At 65.7% G+C, this 20,204-nt stretch carries 18 protein-coding genes; 9 read left to right on the top strand and 9 right to left on the bottom strand.

Annotated features, from left to right (window positions below):
* Window positions 1–13 precede the first annotated feature (13 nt).
* Both ydiK and ssb read left to right on the top strand, forming a co-directional pair.
* Window positions 14–1,087 (top strand): AI-2E family transporter YdiK, encoded by a 1,074-nt coding sequence (gene ydiK, locus QTI24_RS10030; protein WP_286600117.1) that lies wholly within the window; start codon window positions 14–16, stop codon window positions 1,085–1,087.
* A gap of 121 nt (window positions 1,088–1,208) precedes the next feature.
* Window positions 1,209–1,712, top strand: a complete 504-nt coding sequence (gene ssb / locus QTI24_RS10025) for a single-stranded DNA-binding protein (protein WP_286600114.1) — start codon at window positions 1,209–1,211, stop codon at window positions 1,710–1,712.
* Window positions 1,713–1,725: 13 nt separating this feature from the next.
* Here the strand turns inward: ssb and QTI24_RS10020 are convergent, their stop codons facing one another.
* The 3 genes from QTI24_RS10020 to QTI24_RS10010 all read right to left on the bottom strand — a co-directional run bounded on the left by QTI24_RS10020 (window position 1,726) and on the right by QTI24_RS10010 (window position 4,969).
* Window positions 1,726–3,549 carry an SLC13 family permease gene (locus tag QTI24_RS10020; protein WP_286600112.1) on the bottom strand — a complete coding sequence of 608 codons (1,824 nt, stop codon included), beginning with the start codon at window positions 3,547–3,549 and terminating at the stop codon, window positions 1,726–1,728.
* A gap of 109 nt (window positions 3,550–3,658) precedes the next feature.
* Window positions 3,659–4,114, bottom strand: a complete 456-nt coding sequence (locus tag QTI24_RS10015; protein ID WP_286600111.1) for an outer membrane lipoprotein — start codon at window positions 4,112–4,114, stop codon at window positions 3,659–3,661.
* Between the two features lie 108 nt (window positions 4,115–4,222).
* On the bottom strand, window positions 4,223–4,969 hold the full coding sequence (locus tag QTI24_RS10010; protein ID WP_286600110.1) for a carbonic anhydrase family protein: 747 nt from the start codon (window positions 4,967–4,969) through the stop codon (window positions 4,223–4,225).
* A 209-nt stretch (window positions 4,970–5,178) separates the two neighbouring features.
* On the opposite strand from QTI24_RS10010, the gene QTI24_RS10005 reads away from it, so the two are divergent.
* Complete coding sequence (locus QTI24_RS10005) at window positions 5,179–6,609, top strand: basic amino acid/polyamine antiporter (protein WP_286600109.1); 1,431 nt, start codon at window positions 5,179–5,181, stop codon at window positions 6,607–6,609.
* A 32-nt stretch (window positions 6,610–6,641) separates the two neighbouring features.
* Window positions 6,642–7,019, top strand: coding sequence for an SHOCT domain-containing protein (locus QTI24_RS10000; RefSeq protein WP_286600107.1), 378 nt, complete (start codon window positions 6,642–6,644; stop codon window positions 7,017–7,019).
* Between the two features lie 19 nt (window positions 7,020–7,038).
* Here QTI24_RS10000 and QTI24_RS09995 read toward each other — a convergent pair whose 3' ends face one another.
* Window positions 7,039–8,598 carry a phospholipase D-like domain-containing protein gene (locus tag QTI24_RS09995; RefSeq protein ID WP_286600105.1) on the bottom strand — a complete coding sequence of 520 codons (1,560 nt, stop codon included), beginning with the start codon at window positions 8,596–8,598 and terminating at the stop codon, window positions 7,039–7,041.
* A gap of 75 nt (window positions 8,599–8,673) precedes the next feature.
* Here QTI24_RS09995 and QTI24_RS09990 point away from each other — a divergent pair, with 75 nt between their 5' ends.
* Window positions 8,674–9,672 (top strand): LLM class flavin-dependent oxidoreductase, encoded by a 999-nt coding sequence (locus QTI24_RS09990; protein ID WP_286600103.1) that lies wholly within the window; start codon window positions 8,674–8,676, stop codon window positions 9,670–9,672.
* On the opposite strand, the gene QTI24_RS09985 is transcribed toward QTI24_RS09990, so the two are convergent.
* Window positions 9,584–11,179 (bottom strand): WS/DGAT/MGAT family O-acyltransferase, encoded by a 1,596-nt coding sequence (locus tag QTI24_RS09985; RefSeq protein ID WP_286600102.1) that lies wholly within the window; start codon window positions 11,177–11,179, stop codon window positions 9,584–9,586. The two genes, QTI24_RS09990 and QTI24_RS09985, sit on opposite strands and share 89 nt — an antisense overlap.
* Window positions 11,176–12,912, bottom strand: coding sequence for a long-chain-fatty-acid--CoA ligase (locus tag QTI24_RS09980; RefSeq protein ID WP_286600101.1), 1,737 nt, complete (start codon window positions 12,910–12,912; stop codon window positions 11,176–11,178). Before QTI24_RS09980 ends, QTI24_RS09985 begins: the two co-directional genes overlap by 4 nt.
* A gap of 119 nt (window positions 12,913–13,031) precedes the next feature.
* Between QTI24_RS09980 and mnmA the strand changes: the two genes are divergently transcribed.
* Entirely contained in the window at window positions 13,032–14,168 is a 1,137-nt protein-coding gene (gene mnmA / locus QTI24_RS09975) for a tRNA 2-thiouridine(34) synthase MnmA (protein WP_286600100.1), read from the top strand.
* A gap of 68 nt (window positions 14,169–14,236) precedes the next feature.
* On the opposite strand, the gene QTI24_RS09970 is transcribed toward mnmA, so the two are convergent.
* Genes QTI24_RS09970 through QTI24_RS09960 form a run of 3 tightly spaced genes read right to left on the bottom strand, consistent with a single transcriptional unit; the run spans window position 14,237 to window position 17,828 of the window.
* Window positions 14,237–14,698, bottom strand: coding sequence for an NUDIX hydrolase (locus QTI24_RS09970; protein WP_286600098.1), 462 nt, complete (start codon window positions 14,696–14,698; stop codon window positions 14,237–14,239).
* A gap of 2 nt (window positions 14,699–14,700) precedes the next feature.
* A complete protein-coding gene (locus QTI24_RS09965) occupies window positions 14,701–17,103 on the bottom strand; it encodes a CHASE2 domain-containing protein (protein ID WP_286600096.1) in 2,403 nt (800 codons plus the stop codon).
* Complete coding sequence (locus QTI24_RS09960) at window positions 17,100–17,828, bottom strand: response regulator transcription factor (RefSeq protein WP_286600094.1); 729 nt, start codon at window positions 17,826–17,828, stop codon at window positions 17,100–17,102. Before QTI24_RS09960 ends, QTI24_RS09965 begins: the two co-directional genes overlap by 4 nt.
* A 264-nt stretch (window positions 17,829–18,092) precedes the next feature.
* Here QTI24_RS09960 and QTI24_RS09955 point away from each other — a divergent pair, with 264 nt between their 5' ends.
* The 3 genes from QTI24_RS09955 to QTI24_RS09945 form a co-directional block, all read left to right on the top strand.
* Entirely contained in the window at window positions 18,093–19,223 is a 1,131-nt protein-coding gene (locus QTI24_RS09955; RefSeq protein WP_286600093.1) for a Re/Si-specific NAD(P)(+) transhydrogenase subunit alpha, read from the top strand.
* A 22-nt stretch (window positions 19,224–19,245) separates the two neighbouring features.
* Entirely contained in the window at window positions 19,246–19,581 is a 336-nt protein-coding gene (locus tag QTI24_RS09950) for an NAD(P) transhydrogenase subunit alpha part 2 (protein ID WP_286600092.1), read from the top strand.
* Window positions 19,578–20,204, top strand: a 627-nt coding sequence (locus QTI24_RS09945; RefSeq protein WP_286600090.1) for an NAD(P)(+) transhydrogenase (Re/Si-specific) subunit beta, incomplete at its 3' end; no start/stop codon positions are given. The genes QTI24_RS09950 and QTI24_RS09945, both read left to right, overlap by 4 nt.

The raw sequence follows: 20,204 nt of genomic DNA, 5'->3' as shown, positions 1-20,204 counted from the left end.
ACTGGTGACCCTCATGACCGATCCTCGCTCCGATCTTGCCAAGATCACCTTTGGCGTCCTGAGCATCGTGCTGCTCATCGGCTCGTCCCTCTGGATTCTTCGCCCCTTCCTGGGCGCGACGATCTGGGCGGTCATGGTCGTGGTGGCCACCTGGCCGGCACTGCTGTGGTTCGAGGCCCGGCTGTGGCGGCGTCGCAGCCTCGCGGTGCTGGTGATGGTGCTGATCCTGCTGCTGCTGTTCGTGCTGCCGCTGACGCTGGCCATTTCGACCATTGCAGCCAACGCGGACGAGGTCGCCGACTGGTTCAGGCTGCAGATCAGCGAGGGCCCGCCCCAACTTCCCGCATGGGTCGGTGGCCTGCCATTCGTCGGACCCAAGCTGACGCTGGCCTGGGACGAACTTGTCGCTTCCGGCGTGGCCGGCGTCGAGGCCAAGGTCACGCCCTATGCGAAGCAAGTCACGGGCTGGCTCTTTTCGCAGGCCGGCGTCGTGGGTGCGCTGACGCTGCAGTTCCTGCTGACCGTGGTCATCGCGGGCGTGATGTACGCCCAGGGTGAATCGGCCGCGGCCGAGGCCCTGCGCTTCGGTCGGCGACTGGGCGGGCCGCGCGGAGAAGGTGCAGTCGTCTTGGCCGGCAAGGCGATCCGCGGTGTGGCGTTGGGCGTGGGCGTGACGGCCATCGTCCAGGCGGTGGTGGGCGGCATCGGCCTCGCCATTGCCGGCGTGCCATTCGCCGCCCTGCTGACGGCGGTGATGTTCATGATGTGCATCATCCAGATCGGACCGACTCTGGTGCTCGCGCCGGCCGCGATCTGGGTCTTCTGGCACGGCTCGACCGGCTGGGGCATCTTCCTGGGGGTGTGGACGCTGATCGTCGGCACCATGGACAACTTCCTGCGCCCGATGCTCATCAAGCGTGGCGCCGACCTGCCATTGCTCCTGATCTTTGCCGGCGTCATCGGCGGCCTGCTCGGCTTCGGGTTGGTCGGTATCTTCGTGGGCCCGGTCATGCTGGCCGTGTCCTATACGCTGATCGACGCCTGGCTCGCGGACGCCGACCCGCCCGAGATCGAGACGAAGCGCTGAGCGGGGCTCCCTGATCCAGTCGGGGTGGACGATGCCTATACGTCGTGCCGGCTCGGCGAGGTAGACTTGTTGGTTCAATCCTTCGTTTTCTTGGACTTCTGATATTTCAGGGGCAGCGCATATGGCATCGGTCAATAAAGTCATCCTCGTCGGCAACCTCGGACGCGATCCGGAAACACGCACGTTCCCGAGCGGAGATCAGGTGTGCAACGCGACCCTGGCCACCACCGACAAGTGGAAGGACAAGCAAAGCGGCGAAATGCGCGAGGCCACCGAGTGGCACCGCCTCGTGTTCAACGGCCGCCTCGCCGAAATCGCCGCGCAGTACCTGCGCAAGGGTTCGCAGATCTACGTCGAAGGCCAGATCCGCACGCGGAAGTACACGGACAAGGACGGCGTCGAGAAGTACGCGACCGATATCCGCGTCGACCAGATGCAGATGCTCGGCAGCCGCCAGGGCCAGGGCGGCCCATCGGGCGGTGATGATGACGGCGGCTACTCGCAAGGTGGCGGCTATTCGCGCCCGCCTGCAGCGGCACCCCGCGCACCTGCTCCCGCGCCACGCCAGGCACCGGCCAAGTCGTCGTCAGGTTTCGACGACATGGACGACGACATTCCGTTCTGATTTGCGCGAGCTGCTACAGGGGCAGCAGCCACGGGACGAGCAGCACGCTCACGATCAGCGTCAGAAGGACGAGCGGCACGCCGATGCGCACGAAGTCCATGAAGCTGTAGTCGCCCGGTCCCACCACGAGCGTATTGACGGGCGACGACACCGGCGTCATGAAGGCGGCCGAAGCCGCCAGTGCCACCATCATGGCGAAGGGGTAGGGTGACGCCTGCAGATGCTTGGCGACAGCCAGGGCGACCGGCGCCATCAGCACGGCCGTGGCCGTGTTGGAAATGAACATGCCCAGCACCGAGGTGACCACGAAGATGGACGCCAGCACTGCGCGTGGGCTGGCTTCGCCGACCAGTTCCAGCAGCATCTGTGCCGCCAGGTCGACCCCGCCGGTCCGCTGCAATGCAAGCGAAAAGGGCAGCATGCCGACGATCAGCAGAAGGCTCTGCCAGTAGATGGAGCGGTAGGCGGTGGAAAGATCCATGCAGCCGAACAGCCCCATCAGCAGGCAGCCTATGAGCGCGGCCTGCACGTTCGGCAAGACGCCGGTGACCATGAAGGCCACGACCAGCGCAAGCGAGAACAGCGCGAAAGGCGCGCGTGCCGCCGCCGGCGCGATCTCGTCGAATTCCGCCGGCAGGTTGAAGATGACGAGATCCATGTCCGACTTGAGCTTGCGGATGGCCTTCCAGATGCCGACCACCAGCAGGGTGTCGCCAGCCTTCAGCGGAACGGAAAGAACACGGTCCGCGGCCACAGGCTCGCTGCCGCGCTTCAGTCCGATGACGGACACATCGTGGGTGGCGCGCAGGCGCGACTCGACCACTGTCTTGCCGATCAGATTGGAGCCGGGCGGCACCAGCACTTCGGCCATGCCGATGTCCTGCGCATGCTCCGAGAAGTAGGCACCGGCCAGCGGAACTCTTTCCAGCGCGAGCCGACGGCTCAGGTCGTCGATGTTCGCGGCCGGATTGGATACGTCGACGAACAGCACGTCGCCCGCCTCGAGCCGCGTGCCCGGCGACAGCAGGCTGCGGGTGAAGCGAACGCTGCGTTCGATCGCGAGCACGTTGACGCCGGGCACATCCTCCAGTTCGAGCTCGTCGAGCATCTGGCCCACGGCGGGCGAGTGCGGGGCGACCCGAAAGCGATACTCCCGCCCGGCCAATGCGTATTCCTCGATCCAGTGGCCGAGCCCGGTCCGCCTGCTGGGCGGAATCGCCGGGCCTTCCGGCCCCGCCAGCCAGCGTCGCGTGAGCAGCATGTAGGTGATGGCCATCACCAGCAACGGCAAACCGAAAGGCGTGAAGCTGAAGAAGTGAAAGCCGTTGAATCCCTCGCGCACGAGCTCGCCATGAATCAACAGGTTGGGCGTTGTCGCGACCAGCGTCAGCGTGCCGCTGATCAGTGCGGCGACGCTGAGCGGCATCATCAGTCGCCGTGCTGCGATGCCGGTGTTGCTCGCGATGCGCAGCACGATGGGAACGAAGATCGCGACCACTGCCGTCGAGCTCATCACCGAGCCTACGCCGGCGACGATCACCATCAGCAGTGCGATGAGCCGTGTCTCGTTCGGCCCTGCACGGACCACCAGCAGGTCGCCCAGGCGCCGCGCCACGCCGGTACGCACGAGGCCCTGGCCGATCACGAACAACAACGCGATCAGCACGACGTTGGGGTCCGCAAAGCCGGCCAGTACCTCCTGCATGCTAACCACTCCGGTGAACGGCAATGCGGCCATCATGATGAGCGCGACCACGTCGGTGCGTGGCCGGTTGATCGCAAACATCGTGATCGCGCCGGCGAGAAGGGCCAGCACCACGCCGAGCTGGTAGGTCATGGCTCGGACCCGTTTCCGCTCATGGCACCGGGGACGCGATGCTTTTGCGGATTCTGGCGTGCTTCATGGCGGTCTTGATGTGCCCGATGCGCTCCGGCGCGCGATCAAGTCATTGCGCCTGCGGGATGACGCGAGCGGCGTCGCCCTGACCTTCGATGTAGACGCGCTGCCCCACGCGAAGGCCCGGCGTGGCTGGCTGCGTCACTTCGACCAGAACGCCGCTGGTCGTGCGGACGAAGATCTCCTGGCCGGCCACGGGCTGGTCATACCTTCTTGCGACCTCGGCCCCGGCCATCGTGCCGCCGATGGCGCCGACGACCATGGCTACATCGCGCCCAGTGCCTCCGCCGATCAGGCTGCCGAGGCCGACGCCCGTGAGGCCGCCGAGGACCGCCCCGACGCCCGTGTGATGCGAGCTTCGGATCTGTGTCGGAGTGATCTGCTCGATCACGCCTTGCCGCACAGCCATCGAACCCGACTGCGAACCCGGTGAAGCACAGGCTGCAAGCAAGAGGGCCAGTGCGAAGGCCGCGAAGCGGGAAAGAAGTTGCGTCGTCGTTGTCATGGGTCGATCTCTTTCATCAGGTTCGAAAATCATGGCACCGGATGCATGCATGGCGATTGCCCGAAGGTGCAGCAACATTTGCCCTTTCGGGCATCGCGATGAACATCGCTAGCCCAGAAAGGTCACCGCGCCGTTGCGCAGGTCGTACATCGACCCGACGATCTTGATCCGGCCCTTTTTCTCCAGGTCCACCAGGATGGGGCTGACGCGGCGTATCGTGTCGATGGTCTGCTGCACGTTGGTACGCGCCACCGCATCGACGAACGCATCGTTCTTGCTGGACCGGTCGCCCGTGTAGGAAGTTGCCGCGACCGCTGGCTTGATGGTCTCCAGCAGCCCCGTCAGGTTGCCCAGTTGCACGTTGTCGATGGCGCCCTTGATCGCGCCGCAGGCGGTGTGTCCCATCACCAGGACCACCTTCGCGCCCGCAGCCGCGCATGCGAACTCCAGGCTGCCGATCAGGTCGTTGTTGGCGATGTTGCCTGCGATGCGCGCGTTGAAGGTGTCCCCGATCCCCATGTCGAAAATAATCTCGGCGGGTGAGCGAGAGTCGATGCAACTGAGGATGACCGCTGCAGGAAACTGGCCCGGGGCACTGGCTCGCTTCTGTGCAAGAAAGTCCTGCGCATGCATCTTGCCGGAACGAAAGCGTCCGTTCCCCCTCTTCATCATCTCGATCACTCTGTCGGGCGTCAGCGCATCCCGCTCGGCCTGGGTCCAGGAGGCAGCATGGGCGTTGGATCCCGTGCCTGCGACGAGTGCGACGGCGCCTGCACTCATTCCTGCCTTCAACCATGCGCGCCGACCGTTGTTCTGGGCATGCGCCGTCGCGCAGCAACCCTTGATTGATTCCATGGGAGGTCCTTTGCAAGGTGCGAGGGACTCGATCATCTGCGCAGCCAGGCAAAAAATCCAGCAACGACAACTGCGCCGGCCGTGCGTTGGTTCGCTCGGTTGCTGGCTTGACAAAGAGACGAACGCCAATGATGCTAAGTCGCGCCTGTCCAAGGGACATCGACACAGGAGACCCTTATGGCGACAGATGCAAAAGCCACTGACCCGGCATGACCACCCCCCAGGACCAGCAACTCTCGCGCGGCGCACTCACGGCCCTTGTCGTCGGCTCGATGATCGGTTCAGGCATCTTTGCCGTGCCGTCGGCCTTCGGGCGTTCGACCGGCGGCCTGGGTGCGTTGATCGCCTGGGCCATTGCCGGCACCGGCATGCTGATGCTGGCGTTCGTGTTCCAGACCCTGTCCCGGCGACGGCCCGATCTCGACACGGGCATCTATGCCTACGCCAAGGAAGGTTTCGGCAACTATCTCGGCTTTGCGTCGGCGGTGGGCTACTGGATCGGCTGCTGCCTCGCCGATGTCGCCTGCCTCGTGCTGATCAAGGCGACGCTGGGCCAGTTCTTCCCGGTCTTCGGCGACGGGACGACCGCTGTGGCGATCGTGTCCGCATCGGTCCTGCTGTGGGCGGTGCACGTCCTGATCCTGCGCGGCGTGAAGGAGGCGGCTGCGCTGAACACCATCGCCACCGTCGCGAAGATCGTGCCGATCGCTGTCTTCATCTTCTTCGCCATCGCCGGATTCAAGGCGGACATCTTCGCGATGAACTTCTGGGGCGGCGAAGAGCAGACCCTGTCGAGCCTCGCCGGCCAGGTCCGCAACACGATGCTGGTCACGGTGTTCGTGTTCGTCGGCATCGAAGGGGCCAGCGTCTACTCGCGCTATGCGAAGAAGCGGGAGGACGTGGGCATTGCCACCGTGCTCGGCTTCCTGGGTGTGCTGTGCCTGCTGATCATGGTCACCATGCTCTCCTACGGCGTGCTGCTGCGTCCCGATCTCGCGGCGCTCCCCACCCCGGCGATGGCCGGCGTGATGGCGTCCATCGTCGGACCCTGGGGCCTGGTGTTCATCAGTATCGGGCTGCTCATCTCGATCCTCGGCAACTACCTTTCCTGGTCTCTGCTGGCTGCGGAGGTCCTGCACTCGGCGGCCAAGAACAAGACGATGCCGAGCTTTCTCGCCGGCGAAAACAAGAACGGAACCCCCGCAGCCGCGCTGTGGCTGACGAACATAGTCATCCAGGTCTTCCTGCTCGTCACCTGGTTTGCCGAGTACGCCTTCACGCTGGCGCTGAAGATGACCAGCTCGATGACGCTCATTCCATATCTGCTTGTCGCGGCGTACGGCTTCAAGCTCGCATGGACCGGCGAGACCTACGCGCCCGATGAGCGAAGTCGCTCGGTCGATCGGGTGCGCGGCGCGATCGCCGTCGTCTATGCCGCAGGCATGCTGTACGCAGGCGGGGCGAAGTACCTGCTGTTGTCGGCGGTGCTCTACGCGCCCGGAACCTTCCTCTATTTTCTGGCCCGGCGCGAGCAGAAAAAGCAACTCTTCACCTTTCCCGAGACGATCGTCTTCGCCGTATTCGCCATCGCGGCGATCGTCGCGCTGTACGCGCTCGCGACCGGCGCGCTCACTGTGTAGGTTCAATCAAGACAACTACGAGAGGATGTGAAATGAGCAATTTCTGGGATCTGATTCTGCTGATGCTGTCGACCTTCGTGATGGTGGCATACCTCTTTGTCCTCTTTCAGATCGTTGTCGACATGTTTCGAGATCCGGATCTGGGCGGCGGATCCAAGGTGCTGTGGCTCGTCGGGTTGATCTTTCTTCCGGGGCTGACCGCCATCGTCTATATCGTCGCGCGCGGCAGGGGCATGGCCGAGCGGCAGCGCGCCAGCATGCAGCGAGCCAAGTCCGACACCGATGCGTACATCCGTCAGGTGGCCGGCAAGTCGCCCGCCGAACAGATTACCGACGCCAAGGCCCTGCTGGATGCCGGAACGATCAGTCAGGACGAGTTCGCGAAGCTGAAGGCCAAGGCCCTGGCCTGACTCTGCAACCGCGCATGTCTCACAGAAGGTCTTCGGGCACGAGCGGATTCAGCAGGAGCCTTTGCAGTGCGTTCAATGCGGACACGCCCGGCTCTTCATTGAACGCCTGATCGTCTTCCTCGTTGGGCGGAACCCACGCCAGCGAACCGCCTTCGGGCTCCGGCCGCACGCGATAGGCCTCCGCCTTCATGGCCTCGACGATGCGCAGCGCCTGCTTCGCCAGTTCGGGGCTGTCGACGGCAACGCCCAGTTCCGTGTTCCTGCGCGCGGAGCGCGGGTCGAGGTTGAGCGATCCCAGCAGCACGACTTCCTCGTCGATGACCGCCAGCTTCGCATGCAGGCGGCCGCGCGAGGAGCCGCCGCCGAACACGGCCTTGTTGCCATGCGGCGTGCTCGCGCTGACCTCGTAGATCTCGACGCCTGCGTTCGCAATGCGGGGTCGGTAGCGCGCATAGCCGAAATAGACGAAGGCCGAATCGGTGGCGGGTAGCGAATTGGTGACGAGTGTCATGCGCACGCCCTTCTGCTGCAGGCTCTGCAGCACGCTCATGCCGGGCTTGCCCGGGACGAGATAGGGTGACGTCACCACCAGCTCCGTGCGGGCACCGAGCATCTGGCTCAATGCGCCAGTCATCAGGCTGCTGGACTCCAGTTCCTCGGGGGGCAGGAAGCGCTTGGAAGGGCGATCGGCCACGGCGTAAGCGAGGCCGGCCACCAGGGTCAGTTGGTTGGCCTGGAGTTCCTTGCTGACGGGTTCCAACTCGAGGAGATCCTTCTCGGGAAGCTCGAGCTCCATACGACCCGTGCTCGGCGGCAACAGCTTCTGCAGCAAGCCGGAATTGACTCCGGGGTCGCGCGAACTCGAAAAGTACGACACGGGAAAGGACTCGTCGCTGTTCCAGTAGCGATCGAAGTGCATGGCCAGTTGCGGCACCACGCGCCCCGCCGCGATGGCGTCGAGGTCGATGAAGTTGGCGACCGGGTTTCGCGCAAAGTATTCGTCCGAAATGTTGCGGCCGCCGATCATCGCAAGCGCGCCGTCAGCGATCAACAGCTTGTTGTGCATGCGACGGTCGAGCCGGGGAAGTTCGCCCAGCGACGTCGCGATGCGTCCCGCCAGGCTCGCGCGCGCACAACAGAAGGGGTTGAACAGGCGGATCTCCATGTTCGGTACGCTGGAGAGGGCCTGCAGCAGCTTATCGACGCTCGTGGTGTTCAGGTCGTCCAGCAGCAGCCGCACGCGGACACCGCGCTCGGCTGCGTCCTTCAAGGCGCCGAAGACCGCGCGGCCCGATTCGTCGTTGTCCCAGATGTAGTACTGCAGGTCGAGCGTGCGCGAGGCGTGACGGATCAGCGCCAGCCGTGCGTCGAGCGCGTACGAGCCCAGCGGCAGCAGCCTGAACCCGGACTGGGCCCCGGCCGGCAACTGGTCCGCCGCAAGCCGCGCGATAGGGCTCTCGTCGGGTGAGGGCAGCAGGCTGTACGAGACCGGTCGATGGACGTCGCCGGGAAGTGAGCCACAACCGACCAACGCAAGCATGAAGAGAGCCGCCAGGAGCCTGAAAGAACGCAGTGCCATGTGCCAAGACTACCCGCAGCCGGGCGAATAGCCCTTCGCGGCTTGAAGCGACGCGATCCGAGCCAAGATAGCGCCATGACTCCGTTTTCGATCCTCGATCTTTCCCCCATCACTGAAGGCGGCGACGCCGCGCAATCCTTCCGCAATTCGCTCAGCCTGGCGCAGCATGGCGAGAAGCTGGGCTATCGCCGCTACTGGCTGGCCGAGCACCACGGCATGCCCGGCATCGCGAGCGCGGCCACGGCCGTGCTGCTGGCCTACATTGGTGCCGGCACGTCGACCATCCGCATCGGTGCTGGCGGCGTGATGCTGCCCAATCACTCGCCCCTGGTCATCGCCGAACAGTTCGGCACGTTGGAGTCGCTCTATCCGGGCCGCATCGACCTCGGCCTCGGCCGCGCCCCGGGCTCCGACCAGCGCACCGCGCAGGCGCTCAGGCGCGACCTGCAGTCCGATGCCGACCGGTTTCCGCAGGACGTCATCGAGCTGATGGACTTCATGTCGAAGGAGCCCCGGCAGCCGGTGCGCGCCGTGCCGGGCATGGGACTCGAGGTGCCCGTTTGGGTTCTCGGTTCGAGCACCTTCGGGGCGCAGCTCGCAGCCCACCTGGGCCTGCCCTATGCCTTTGCCTCGCACTTCGCGCCGCAGCAGTTGATGCAGGCGATCCGGATCTACCGAGAGACCTTCAAGCCCTCGGCGCAGCTGGCCAAGCCCTACGTGATGCTCGGCTTCAATGTGTTCGCCGCCGAGACGGATGAAGAGGCCGCGTTCCGTGCGACCTCCTGGCAGCAGGCCTTCGTGAACCTGCGCAGTGGACGGCCCGGACGCCTGCCGCCGCCGGTCGAAGGCTATCGCGAGCGCGTGGGCCCTGCCGAAAACGCGTTGCTGGACTCGGTGCTGTCCTGTTCGGCCGTCGGCTCGCGCGACACGGTGCAGGCCAAGGTCCGGGAATTCGTGGAGCGGACCGGTGCGGACGAACTGATGATCACCTCGCAGGTGTTCGACCACCAAGCCCGCTTGCGGTCTTACGAGATCTTGGCGGAGCTGTCTTCGCAGGTGCAACCCGCTTCTTAGCCGCGGGCTTGCGCTTCGCTGGCGGCTTCAAGGGGGCTGTTGCAACTGGCGGCGCTGTCTTTTGCTCCTCGACCTCTGGCTGCGCGCCGCTGTGGTGTCGAAGGGTCAGCGATAACAGCTTCTTGTGTTCCGCCACGACGTAGTCGGCAAGGTCCGCCACGTCCGGCACGGCGCGCCGGCAGGCCGTGAGGCCGAATTCGAGCGAGCCGTTGTAGCTCTGCACCGTCATGTTGAGCGCCAGCCCGTGCCCAGGGATCGACACCGGGAAGTAGGTCGCCAGCCTGGCCCCCGCGAAGTAGAGCGGGAAGGAAGGCCCCGGCACGTTCGAGATCGCCACGTTGGCGATCGGCGGCAGCTTGTCGGCCAGGCCCGAGCGCCCATAGAGTGATGCAAGCCCCGACACGATCGTGGGCATGCCCAGCGATGGAAAGTCCATCGGTATGGCTGCCTTGACGTTGCCTGTGAGCTTCTTGCCTTCGCTAGACGATTCGTGGATGGCCGCGAGCCTTTCGAGCGGGTCCGAGATATCGGTGGCCAGGCTCACCAGCATCGTCGACACCTGATTGTTGAGGTCGGTGTTGCCCTCGCTGCGCAGCGACACCGGCACCGCCGCCATCAGCGGCTTGTCGGGCCTGCAGCCGTAGTCCGCCAGATAGCGCTTGAGCGCGCCAGCGCAAATCGCCAGCACGACGTCGTTGAGGCTGACGTTGGCGGCCTTCGCCATCTGCTTGATCTCGGCCAGCGGCACGGACCGGCCTGCGAACGAACGCTGGTTGGTGATCGACACATTGAGCGGCGTCTTCGGCGCGGTCTTCACCCCTTTGGGCAACTCGAAGGTCCGCTTGCCGGTGGCCTCGGACACCGGCATCAGCACGCTGGAGATGGCCTTCGCGGTGGTCGGAATCGACTGGATGAGCTTGACGTACTGCTGCACCGTGTTGCTGAGCGCCGCGCTGGCCAGCTCGGCCATGCCGAGTTGGGATGAATCACGCCGGCGCGTGGCGCGTGGCGCCTTGACCACCGATGGCGTCTCCGAGATGTCGAACAGTGCCTTCGCCACGGCGACGCCGGCCTGGCCGTCGATGGCCGCATGGTGCATCTTGCTGTAGAGCGCCACCTGGCCCGTCTGCAGGCCCTCGATGATGTGGATCTCCCACAAGGGTCGGCTGCGGTCGAGCAGCGACGAATGCAGCCGACCAACCAGGCGTTCGAGCTGCGCCATCGTGCCCGGCCTCGGCATGATCACGTGATGGATGTGGTGCTCGAGATCCAGGTCGTCATCGTCCACCCAGACGGGGTTGGCGAGGTCGAATGGCATCATCGCCAGCTTGCGCACGAACACCGATGCGAGGTGCAGGCGGCCGCTCAGGTACTTCTTGGCGTCCTCTGCGAAGTCGCCTTCGTAGTCCGCGGGGAGGTCGAGCAGCTGCAGGCTGCCGACGTGCATCGGTGACTCGGGGGTTTCGAGGTGCAGGAACGATGCGTCCATGCCGCTGAGATGAATCATGACGTGCTCCTTGCGGAAGCCGCCTCGCTCCGCCTGCGCTCTTCCTCATCGACCAATTCCTTCTTCGACAGCTTGCCCACGGCGGTCTTGGGCAGCTCGTCGCGGATCTCGATCGCGCCCACCATCTCGTGCTTGCCCAGACGGTCCTTCAGGAACAGCTTGAACTCGTCGAGCGTGAAGGCCGGCGCGCCTTCCTTCAACTTGATGAAGGCCTTGGGTGACTGGCCGCGGTATTCGTCGGGGATGCCGATCACGCACACCTCGGCAATGCTCGGGTGTTCGTACATCGCCTCCTCCAGCACGCGCGGGTAGACGTTGTAGCCGCCGCACAGCAGCATGTCCTTGGTGCGGTCGACGATGTAGAAGAAGCCGTCGGCATCCATCTTCGCGACGTCGCCGCTCTTGAAGTAGCCGTCGGGTGTCATCGAAGCCGCCGTGGCGGCCTCGTTGTTCCAGTAGCCCTTCATCACGTTGGGGCCCCGGATGCACAGCTCGCCCGGCTCGCCGATGGCGGCTTCCTTCGACGGGTCGTCCAGGCTCAGGAGCTTGAGGCGGATGCCCGGCAGCGGCATGCCGCAGGAGCCGGCCTTGCGGATGCCGCGCGCGGGCGTGAAGGTGCCGGTCGGCGACGTCTCCGTCATGCCCCAGCCTTCGTTGAGGTGGCAGCCGGTGAGCGAGAAGAAGCGGTTCTCCACTTCGACCGGCAATGGCGCGCCGCCCGAGCCGCAGAACTTCAGCGAGCGCAGGTCGGTCTCGCTGGCCTTCGGGTGGTTGATGATGGCGGTGAACATCGTCGGCACGCCGGGGAACACCGTGATCTTCTTGGCCGCGAGGTCGTTCATCACGGCATCGAGATCGAAGCGCGTGTGGAGCACCAGGTGAGCGCCCAGCCGGATGCCCAGCATCATGTTCACGCTCAGCGAATAGATATGGAACAGCGGCAGCACGACCAGCACCCGCTCCCTGCCCGGGTCGAGGATCGGCGGATCGCCGCCAGTCGATTCGAGGTACTGCGCGCAGGCCGACGACAGGTTGGCGTGCGTGAGCATCGCGCCCTTCGGCAGTCCGGTGGTGCCGCCGGTGTATTGCAGCACCACGATCTCGTCGTCGACGGAGCTGACGTCATGCTGCTGGTAGCGGCCGTCGTTCGCGAGGAGTTGGGTGAAGGACATGTGCCGATCGTCCGTCGAAACGGCGGCGAGCTGGCCCGCGGCCTGCAGGTGTGCACGCACCGCATCCCGGGCCGCGCCATAGTCCGTGAGGCTGCCCACGACCAACTTCTTCAGGCGCGAGTTGCCGAGCAGCCGCGCCATCTGCGGGTAGAGCGTGGCGAGGTCGAGGGTGACGAGGATGTCCGTTCGGCTGTCCTCGATCTTGTGGGCCAGCACCCGCTCGGCATCCAGCGGCGAGTAGTTCACCACCGTCCCGCCGGCCTTCAGCACCGCGAAGAATGCGATCGGGTAGTGCGGCGTGTTGGGCAGGAAGAGGCCGACGTGCACTCCGGGCTGGACGCCCAGCGCCTTCAGGCCTGCAGCCGCATGCTCGACGGCGTCGCCGAATTCGCGGTAGGTGATGACCTGGCCCATGAACTCGATGGCCGGCCGGTCGGGCCATTGCGCCACGGCCTCGTCGAGCATCTGCTGCACCGGCCGGGTGGGGAGTTCGGCATCCCAGCGCATGCCGCTCGGATAGGACTTCGTCCAGGGCGTGGCGCTGGAGGGAGAAGAAACCATATTTGTCTCCGGTTGGGCAGTCCATTGTGGGAGCCGGCCGGCGGTGCGGGCGGGTCCGCCTCTCGGTGATTTCCCGGATGCGGGCACCGGCTTGCCGGTGCTGGGACAATCCCGACCCTATGGAAAAGCAGCGCATCGTGGTGGGCCTGAGCGGCGGAGTCGACTCCGCGGTCACGGCGCACCTGCTGAAACAGCAAGGCCACGAGGTGGTCGGCATCTTCATGAAGAACTGGGAAGACGACGACGACAGCGAGTACTGCTCGTCGAACATCGACTTCATCGACGCGGCCAGCGTGGCCGACGTGCTGGGCATCGAGATCGAGCACGTCAACTTCGCGGCCGACTACAAGGACCGCGTGTTCGCCGAGTTCCTGCGCGAATACCAGGCCGGGCGCACGCCCAATCCCGACGTGCTGTGCAACGCAGAGATCAAGTTCAAGGCCTTCCTCGACCACGCGATGCGGCTCGGCGCGGAGAAGATCGCTACCGGCCACTACGCCCGTGTCCGCCGCAACGGCGTCACCGGCCGGCATGAACTGCTCAAGGGCCTCGACCCGGCCAAGGACCAGAGTTATTTCCTGCACCGCTTGAACCAGCGGCAGTTGTCGAAGACCCTGTTTCCGGTCGGCGAGCTGCACAAGACCGAGGTGCGCCGCATCGCCGACGAGATCGGCCTGCCCAACGCGAAGAAGAAAGACTCGACCGGCATCTGCTTCATCGGCGAGCGGCCGTTCCGCGAGTTCCTCAATCGCTACATCTCGAAGGAGCCGGGCCCGATTCGCGACGAGCGCGGCCGCCAGATCGGCGAGCACCAGGGCCTGAGTTTCTACACGCTCGGGCAGCGCCAGGGACTCGGCATTGGCGGCATCAAGGCCAAGGGCGCGCAACGGGGTGCAGGCGACCATTCGCCATGGTTCGTAGCGCGCAAGGATGTCGCGAACAACACGCTCTGGGTGGTGCAGGGGCATGACCACCCGTGGCTGCTGTCGCCGACGCTGGAAGCCGACGATGCCAGTTGGGTCGCGGGCGACGCGCCGGTGGCCGGCGCCTATGGCGCGAAGTCGCGCTATCGCCAGGCCGATGCCAAGTGCGAACTGCGTGAAGGCGCCAATGGCGCTTTCCGGCTGGAGTTCGCGGAGCCTCAGTGGGCGGTGACGCCGGGGCAGTCGGCCGTGTTGTACGACGGCGAGGTGTGCCTCGGGGGCGGGGTCATAGGCTCGCCCCCAAGCTTCGCGCACTCCGTGTCGCTTCGCTAACCCCCTGCCGGGGGCAACACCAGCGGACCGGCGGAGCCGGTTCCGCGGTGTTTCTTGGACGGCGGCTCCTATACCGAGTCGTCTACGTGGATCAGGTCGAGGGGGTGGCGTTTGCCTGCCAGATAGTCTTCGACGCACTGCAGGAGCAGGGGGCTGCGGTGGCGCGCGGTGCTGGCGCGGATCTCGTCTGCGGTCATCCACAGTGTGCGCACGATGCCGTGGTCGAGGAGGCGTCCTGGCTCCTGTGCGCCCAGCGTGCCGGTGAAGGCGAAGCGGAGGTAGGTGATGTCTTCTTCGCGCCGCGTCCGCGCCATGTAGATGCCGATGAGGGCGGTGGGCGTGAAGCGGTGGGCTGTTTCTTCCAGTGTTTCGCGGGCGCACCCTTCGGCGGGGGATTCGCCGGGGTCGAGATGGCCTGCCGGTGTGTTGAGGAGGAGCCCCTCGGGGGTTTCTTCCTCGACGAGCAGGAAGCGCCCGTCCTGCTCGATCACTGCGGCCACCGTGACGTTGGGCTTCCAGCGCTCTGCCATATTCATGATTCCTCGTGGGATCCCAGTGCCTCGCGCTCGACGGACGTCGGCTTTGGAAGCACCAGCGTGACGATACAGCCGGCACCCTGCGCGCTGTCGATTTCGACCGAGCCACCGTGACGCTGGACGACCGTTCGCACCAGCAGCAGCCCGAGTCCGACACCGTGGACTTCGGGATGCGCCTCGTGATTCAGGCGGTGAAAGGGCTGGAAAAGCTGCGACTGCAACTCGACCGGAATGCCGGGCCCGTGGTCCCGGAACGCCACCCGCCAATTTCGCTCGTCTTCCTGCACGCTGCATTCGAGGTCGGCACCCGAAGGGGAATACTTGAGCGCGTTGCTCAGCACATTGGCCAGGGCACGCATCAACAGGTTGCGGTCGGCAATGCACTGCGCTTCGTCGAGCGCCTTGACCAGGACGATGCGCACCTGGCGCCGGCGCGCGCGTGCCCAGCTGTCGTCGATGGTCTGCTGCAGCAATGCGACCAGGTCGAGCAGTTCGGCGCGAAATGGCTCCGCCTCGGCGCGCGCGAGGTTCACGAATCCGTCGGCCAACTCGAGCCCTGTGCGCGCCTGACGTTCGATGCGCTCGAGCAGCGATCCGTCGGCGAAGGTCTCAGGCCGCTCGCGTGCGAGTTCGATGATGGTGAGGATCGTCGCGCTGGGCTCGCGCGCATCGTGGGAGATGAAGCGGAGCGCCTCGTCGCGCTGGCTCTGCGCACGGCGCATTTTCGTGATGTCTACCAGGGAGACCATCCACCCAGCGTGTTCGTCACCTGCGTCAAAGAAGGGAACACAGCGCAGGAGCACGGCGCGCCCCATGGAGTCTTCGCCCTCGCCCGCGATGGCTCGAAGTTCGCCAAGCAGCGCGCCTTTCGGCATCATGCGCGCGCCGTTGTTGCGCGAGCGGATGTCAGCCAGGAGCCCATGGGCATCCTGGCCGTGTATTTCGCTGGCGTCGTGTTGCCAGTAGCGTTGCGCCGCGACGTTGGCCAGCACCACCCGGCCCTCGGTGCTAAGGGTCAGGGTTGGGTCGGGCAGATGGTCGATGCCGTCGCGTACGAAGCGGTGCACGTCGCGCATACGTGTCGCGGCGGCTCGGGTGGCGTCCATCTGGCGGTCGAGAAAATCGCCGACGACGTAACGCTGTGCGGAAGTCGGCCGGCGGCCGACATCGCGCAGCAGCTCATCGGTACCGCGGCGCAGATAGCGGATGGCCGCGGAGAGCCGCATATGGCTCCAGAGCGGGTACAGCGCCAGCAGACCGGCGACGCCGGCTGCGGGAGCGAACAGCACGTTGACCGAGGGCTGCCCCAGCATGCCGAGTTGAAGTGCCAGCATGGCGCCGATCAGCGCCGTCACGCCCAGCGGCCTCAGCCACAGCACGCCGAAAAGCGCCGCGAGCAGTGGCCCGAGATTGAAGAGCAGGTTCTGCCAGGGCGCGGCGAATTTCACGTGCTGCCCGGCGAGCAATGCCTGGAGCATGTTGGCGAAGATCTCCACCCCTGGCATGAGGCCGGGCTGGTTCGGGGCCGAATTGGCATGGGCGTCGCCGAGTCCCGGAGCCGTCGTGCCAACGAGCACGTAGCGGTTGCGGAACGCGTCGGGATCGACGTTGCCGCGAAGCACATCGACATAGGAGACGGTCCTGAAGCGCGCGGGTCCGCGCGTGAACATGATCGCCTCGAGGTCGCGGCGCAACCAGGTGCGCTGCGCTCCGTCGGAGGCCGGCGCAGCGGGCTCGGCGTCGGGCAGCGGTGCCGAGGGGGCGCTAGCGCCCGCTCCGGCCGCGGCGTCGCGTAGCGCGATCACGAAGTGCGGTCGCATGCTTTCCGCAAAGCCTTCGCGGGCATAGGCGCTGCGTGCAAGGCCATCCCGGTCGACCGACAGGTGGACGTGCCCGATGCCGGCGGCCGCCTCGGCCAGTACGGGCAAGGGCCGCAACTCTTGCTGGGAGCGCTGCCCGAGGATTTGCAGGGCGGTTGGGAGCACGACGCAGCCGCTGTCGCGCATGGCGTCGGCGAGCACCGCGTCGTCGCCCGCATGGCTCGCGTCGCGCTCGGCCGACAGTACGTCGAAGCCGATGCATTTCGGCGACTGGGCGGAAATGGCGCGCAGCAACTCGGCGTGCTGCGCGCGGCGCCACGGCCAGCGGCCGATCGCGTCGAGGCTTTTTTCGTCGATGGCCACGATCACGATGTCGTTCGACGGCGGCGCCGCCAGTGCGGCGCGCGCGCTGTCCTGCAGCAGCCGGTCAGCCCTCGGCATCGGCTGGGTCAGGCTGAGGCCACTGACCAGCAATACCAGCGCCACCGCAAGGAGCAGCCACGGGCCGCGTCGTTGCGCCCAGCGCCAGCGGTCCGAGGGGGCTGTGTCCGCAGTGCGCCGCGGACTGCCGGAGCTCATTCCGGCTGGCTCGTCGAGTTGTAGAGCGAGCTGAGCAGGTTGGCGTCGATGGACTCCAGCCGGTAGCCGAGTCCGTAGACCGCCGACAGCAGAAACCCGTTGGATGGCATCAGATCCAGCTTTACCCGAAGGCGGGAGACGTGCGTGTCGAGCGAGCGCGAAGGCGACTCAGCCCCCACGCCCCATACCGCTTCGCGCAAATGTTCGCGCGACAGCAGTCGGCCGAGGTTCTGGAAGAGGAACAGGGCCAGCTCGTATTCGCGGTGGCTCAGTTCGGCCAGCGTTCCGTGGACCCGCAGGCTGCGGGTCGCGGGGACGAAGTGGTAGGCGCCGAAGATCAGGTCGGCGTCATGCTGGGCGGGATAGGAGCGGCGCAGCAATGCGTGAACGCGGGCCTGCAGTTCGGCCACGCGGATCGGCTTGACCATGAAGTCATCAGCGCCGGCCGCCAGCCCCTCGACCATGTCCTTCTCTTCGCGCCGGTTGGTCACGAAAAGAATGGGGATCCGGCTGCTGAGATCCTCGCGGATCCATCGCACCACGCGGGGACCCTGTACATCGGGGAGAGTCCAGTCGAGGATCAGCAGGTCGTAGGTCTGCTGGCGGAGATCGCGCAGCAACGTCTTCCCATCGCTGAAGCCATGGCATTCGTGACCCATGCCCTCCATCGTGTGGCGGATCAAGTCGAGCTGGACCGCCTCATCGTCAAGCGCTGCTATTCGCATTCCATTCCCTGTATCTCGTTATTGCGTGCCGAAGTCTTTGATCGGTCACGTGCCGGGAGTGTACCTATCCATGCCCGTTTTGGCATCGCAACTTGTTCACGCAATCAATGAGTGCATACCCCAATACTGCTGAGAATTTGGTAGCGGCAGGCGTTGCGGTGACGCACAGGCAACCTGCTCGAAGGTGCACTCCAGGGACAACTTGAGGGGAACGTCTTCATGTAAGCTCGGCGCGAAATTTCAACGCTGTCTGAGGAGAAGTTCATGCTGATAGGCGTGCCGGCCGAAACTGCGCTAGGCGAATCCCGAGTCGCCGTCACTCCGGAGACTGCGAAAAAGCTCGTGGCTCAGGGTCATGTCATCCGCGTTCAGGCGGGCGCGGGCGTTGCCGCCAGCGTCACCGATGCCGCCTACGAGGCCGCCGGTGCCGAGATCACCGACCAGGCCGGGGCCTTCGGCGCCGACCTCGTGCTCAAGGTGCGCACGCCCTTTGACAACGAAATCGCGCTCATGAAACCGGGCACCGTCGTCATCGGCATGCTCAATCCCTTCGATGCGGCTGGCTTGCAGCGTCTCGCGACGGCCGGCCTCACCGCCTTCGCACTCGAGGCGGCCCCGCGCACCACGCGCGCGCAGAGCATGGACGTGCTGTCCTCGCAGGCCAACATCGCCGGCTACAAGGCCGTGATGGTCGCGGCCGACAAGTACCAGCGCTTCTTCCCGATGCTGATGACGGCTGCCGGCACCGTGAAAGCGGCACGTGTCGTGATCCTCGGCGTCGGCGTGGCGGGATTGCAGGCCATCGCCACGGCCAAGCGGCTGGGCGCGGTCATCGAGGCGTCGGACGTGCGCCCGAGCGTCAAGGAACAGATCGAATCGCTGGGCGGCAAGTTCATCGAAGTGTCCTACGACACCGAGGAAGAAAAGGAAGCCGCCGTTGGCGTCGGCGGCTATGCCAAGCCGATGCCGCCGAGCTGGCTGGCGCGCCAGCAGGTCGAGGTCGCCAAGCGCGTGGCGCTGGCCGACATCGTGATCAGCACCGCGCTGATCCCGGGCCGCGCCGCGCCCACCCTGATCACCGAGGAGATGGTCAAGTCGATGAAGCCGGGTTCGGTGATCGTCGACATCGCCGCGGGCAAGGGCCCGGAGGGCGTCGGAGGCAACTGCCCGCTGTCCGAGGCCGACAAGACGGTCGTGAAGCACGGTGTGACCATCGTCGGCGAGACCAATCTGCCGGCGCTGGTCGCGGCGGACGCCTCCTCGCTCTATGCGCGCAACGTGCTCGACTTCCTGAAGCTCATCGTGACCAAGGAAGGCGCGCTGAAGATCGACCTCGAAGACGACATCGTGGCGGCCTGCCGCATGGCGCAAGACGGCCAGGTCACCAAGAAATAAGCGAACCGCGAGGAGAAGCAGCATGGATCCCGTTTCACACACCGTCATCAACCTCATCATCTTCGTGCTGGCCATCTACGTCGGCTACCACGTGGTGTGGACCGTCACGCCGGCGTTGCACACGCCGCTGATGGCGGTCACCAACGCCATCTCGGCGATCGTGATCGTCGGCGCCATGCTGGCGGCGGCGCTCACGGAGTCGGGCCTGGGCAAGACCATGGGCGTGCTGGCCGTGGCGCTCGCGGCAGTGAACGTCTTCGGCGGCTTCCTGGTCACCCGGCGGATGCTGGAGATGTTCAGAAAGAAGGACAAGAAGGCGCCTGCGGCCGGTGCTGCGGACAAGGGGAATGCAGCATGAGCATGAATGTCGTCACGCTGCTGTACCTCATCGCATCCGTCTGCTTCATCCAGGCCCTCAAAGGTCTCTCCCATCCGACCACCTCGATCCGGGGCAACCTCTTCGGCATGGTCGGCATGGCCATCGCCATCCTGACCACCGCGGCGCTGATCGTGCAGCTCTCCGGCGGCAAGGCCATGGGCATGGCCTGGGTGCTGCTGGGCCTGGTGGTCGGCGGCGGCTATGGCGCCTATCGCGCCAAGACCGTCGAGATGACGCAGATGCCCGAACTGGTCGCGTTCTTCCACAGCATGATCGGTCTGGCCGCGGTCTTCATCGCCGTGGCCGCCGTGGTCGAGCCCTGGGCCTTCGGCATCACGCCGCCGCCGGTGGCCGCCGCCGTGGGCGTCAACACGCCCGAAGGCGCGGCCGTCATCGACGGCTTCCTGCGCTACGCCATTCCCGCGGGCAACCGGCTCGAACTGTTCCTGGGGGCGGCCATCGGCGCGATCACCTTCAGCGGCTCGGTGATCGCCTTCGGCAAGCTCTCGGGCAAGTACAAGTTCCGCCTGTTCCAGGGCGCTCCGGTGCAGTTCAAGGGCCAGCACATGCTCAACCTCGTGCTGGGCCTGCTGACCATCGCG

Source organism: Variovorax sp. J22P240, from assembly GCF_030316855.1.
In the GTDB taxonomy this organism is placed as follows: Bacteria; Pseudomonadota; Gammaproteobacteria; order Burkholderiales; family Burkholderiaceae_C; genus Variovorax.
Note: the sequence above shows the minus strand (reverse complement) of the source record. Positions and strands in the feature narration are given on the sequence as shown.

Bases quoted from the DNA above. Each gene is read 5' to 3' on its own strand.
- QTI24_RS09970 (WP_286600098.1), bottom strand. From the start codon at position 14,698: ATGGCAGAGCGCTGGAAGCCCAACGTCACGGTGGCCGCAGTGATCGAG.
- QTI24_RS09950 (WP_286600092.1), top strand. From the start codon at position 19,246: ATGGATCCCGTTTCACACACCGTCATCAACCTCATCATCTTCGTGCTG.
- QTI24_RS09955 (WP_286600093.1), top strand. From the start codon at position 18,093: ATGCTGATAGGCGTGCCGGCCGAAACTGCGCTAGGCGAATCCCGAGTC.
- QTI24_RS10005 (WP_286600109.1), top strand. From the start codon at position 5,179: ATGACCACCCCCCAGGACCAGCAACTCTCGCGCGGCGCACTCACGGCC.
- QTI24_RS09985 (WP_286600102.1), bottom strand. From the start codon at position 11,179: ATGATTCATCTCAGCGGCATGGACGCATCGTTCCTGCACCTCGAAACC.
- QTI24_RS10015 (WP_286600111.1), bottom strand. From the start codon at position 4,114: ATGACAACGACGACGCAACTTCTTTCCCGCTTCGCGGCCTTCGCACTG.
- QTI24_RS10010 (WP_286600110.1), bottom strand. From the start codon at position 4,969: ATGGAATCAATCAAGGGTTGCTGCGCGACGGCGCATGCCCAGAACAAC.
- QTI24_RS09965 (WP_286600096.1), bottom strand. From the start codon at position 17,103: ATGAGCTCCGGCAGTCCGCGGCGCACTGCGGACACAGCCCCCTCGGAC.
- QTI24_RS10000 (WP_286600107.1), top strand. From the start codon at position 6,642: ATGAGCAATTTCTGGGATCTGATTCTGCTGATGCTGTCGACCTTCGTG.
- QTI24_RS09990 (WP_286600103.1), top strand. From the start codon at position 8,674: ATGACTCCGTTTTCGATCCTCGATCTTTCCCCCATCACTGAAGGCGGC.
- ydiK (WP_286600117.1), top strand. From the start codon at position 14: ATGACCGATCCTCGCTCCGATCTTGCCAAGATCACCTTTGGCGTCCTG.
- QTI24_RS10020 (WP_286600112.1), bottom strand. From the start codon at position 3,549: ATGACCTACCAGCTCGGCGTGGTGCTGGCCCTTCTCGCCGGCGCGATC.
- ssb (WP_286600114.1), top strand. From the start codon at position 1,209: ATGGCATCGGTCAATAAAGTCATCCTCGTCGGCAACCTCGGACGCGAT.
- mnmA (WP_286600100.1), top strand. From the start codon at position 13,032: ATGGAAAAGCAGCGCATCGTGGTGGGCCTGAGCGGCGGAGTCGACTCC.
- QTI24_RS09960 (WP_286600094.1), bottom strand. From the start codon at position 17,828: ATGCGAATAGCAGCGCTTGACGATGAGGCGGTCCAGCTCGACTTGATC.
- QTI24_RS09980 (WP_286600101.1), bottom strand. From the start codon at position 12,912: ATGGTTTCTTCTCCCTCCAGCGCCACGCCCTGGACGAAGTCCTATCCG.
- QTI24_RS09995 (WP_286600105.1), bottom strand. From the start codon at position 8,598: ATGGCACTGCGTTCTTTCAGGCTCCTGGCGGCTCTCTTCATGCTTGCG.